Below are 2,138 nucleotides of genomic sequence, written 5' to 3'. Positions count from 1 at the left end.
TCAGATCAATACTTTAAAGCGCTTTCGGCGCTTTTTTTTATGCCCGGCATTTTTGACGTTTTAACCCCTCATTTCCACCCTTGCCACCCCAAAAAGGTGGAAAAACCACCCGGCAGCGGTCAGTAAACGCGTCTACGTCGGCGGCGGGTACAGATATGGCGACCAAGCCATTCCGGAATGGAAAGCTCAGATATGTGTTTCGAAATAATGGGTACTTTATATCCCCAACAATATCAGTTTCGAGAATGTAGTTGATGATAATGCCAAGGTGGTTGATCCGGAGGATCTGCTGTCAAGAGAAATTGTCCCGCCGGAATTTCCTGAGCACGACGGTTCCGGTATCAGACTGTATGAACTGATGAGGAGTTAGATCTCTGCTATTAGTCTCACCAATCAGGACCGTAGCTTACGCAGATTTACTCTTAGTGCTAGCTAGTAGCTTCGATGATGACAGAATCACGAAGAAACGAGCGCAGTCTTTGGTGATCGATCTCAAGCAGCTCACTTTTTCTGTCGAAAAAATTTCTTCGATGTGACAAACACTGTTGAAGGTGCAGGATCACTGTGAGTTCTTTCAATGCATCATCAGATTGTGACGCATCATGGGGCAATAGTATCCATCGGTTCTCAACAATGCGTCGACAGGAACGATCACATGGGTAATCGCCATGCTTGTTTTAACTGCCGTAAACGCTCAATCACTTAGAAATGACGCCAGCTCGTCAACATGAGATTGGGTCTCATTGATGAGTTGGCCTATTTGAATCGCAGCTTCATTTGATTTTTTTGAGAGATTGCGAACTTCATCGGCCACTACCGCAAAACCTCTGCCTGCATCGCCCGCCCTTGCCGCCTCTATGGCGGCATTGAGTGCCAATAGATTGGTTTGGTCGGCTACTGCATTAATGGTTTTTACCGTTGCCTGAATTTTACTCAGTACGTTTGACATGGAGTAATGCGTCTCGGCAACTAGTTTGTTTCGTGATGAGACATTACTGCCGAAGACGATATATTTAGAAATATTGCCATTTAAATCGGGGATAGTTGAGATGATGCATTCTAAAATTACTTCACCATCATGGTGTGTCAGCTTCATCATCACAGAAGTAGGTTCACCTCTTTCGATCATTCCCGTGCGAGTCTCATCCAGGTGATCTTTTAAGTTACCCAGAACTGACTGCATTTTGACGACATCGTCTATGCCTAATTGCTCATAGGTATATTCGTTCGCCGAAATAAATTGACCATTATGTTCGAACTCCATCACAGCTGAGTGACTGCTAATGGCATCTTTTTGGTTGATTTGCTCCAGCACCAAGCGTTTAATTTCTCGGACATCTGAGCTTACCCCAACAAATCCTGTGTGTTCGCCCTGCTCATTGAAAATAGGATTCACCGACAAGACAATCCAATACGGCACCCCATCTTTATCAAAGTTTAAAATCTCTTCGTAAAATGGTTCCTGTGCTTTGAGTTTTTGGGAGATTCGCTTGATTGTTTCTTTGTCAGTTTGTTCTCGCTGGAGCAAAGTGCCTGGCTTCATTCCTTTGACTTCAGCAAGTGTGTAACCAGAGAGCTTTTCAAAGCCCGGGTTAACATACTCAACCAAACCATACTTGTCAGTGATCAGTACACTAGTGCTGGTGTTGCTGACCACTTTGGATAACATTTCAAACTGTTTGAAGCTTTCGCTATGCGCTTGTTTTGACAAAAAAAAACGCTGACAACAGACCACAATCAGCTCGGATAGTAGTGTGATTGATGTGGTAATAAACCCCATCATCACTGGATAGACAAAGTATCTGGCCCTTGTTGTTTAGGGCACTTTTTAAGATTTCTGGTAGTTGCGGACTCTCTTGATCCAGATACACCTTATCCAAATTGACCGAGTCCAGATTTGCTGCCAGCAAGTTATCGTTCTCATCAAATACAACGTAAGAATCTTTGCTTTGATTCATTAGTTGTTGCCATGCATGCTCATCTATAGATTTTTCTGCCTCTGGTAGAAATGTATAGAGTGCATATGATTCAAGACCTTTGATCGTGAGTGGCACAATGTGCTGGCGAAGCAATGAATTATCAGGCAAAGGGATGGTTCCGCTGCACTGTCGTATCTTTCGTTTAGAGCTACAAACGCA

At 43.7% G+C, this 2,138-nt stretch carries 2 protein-coding genes and 1 pseudogene; all 3 read right to left on the bottom strand.

The window, feature by feature from the left end:
* Positions 1 to 694: 694 nt before the first annotated feature.
* Positions 695 to 1,096, bottom strand: a complete 402-nt coding sequence (locus MPL1_RS14460; protein WP_268743757.1) for a methyl-accepting chemotaxis protein — start codon at positions 1,094 to 1,096, stop codon at positions 695 to 697.
* 231 nt (positions 1,097 to 1,327) lie between these two features.
* Positions 1,328 to 1,669 (bottom strand): annotated as a pseudogene (locus MPL1_RS14455) (PAS domain-containing protein); the annotation flags it as partial.
* 22 nt (positions 1,670 to 1,691) lie between these two features.
* Positions 1,692 to 2,138, bottom strand: a 447-nt coding sequence (locus tag MPL1_RS13765) for a hypothetical protein (protein WP_235045548.1), incomplete at its 5' end; no start/stop codon positions are given.

The organism is Methylophaga lonarensis MPL (genome assembly GCF_000349205.1).
Taxonomy (GTDB): domain Bacteria; phylum Pseudomonadota; class Gammaproteobacteria; order Nitrosococcales; family Methylophagaceae; genus Methylophaga; species Methylophaga lonarensis.
Note: the sequence above shows the minus strand (reverse complement) of the source record. Positions and strands in the feature narration are given on the sequence as shown.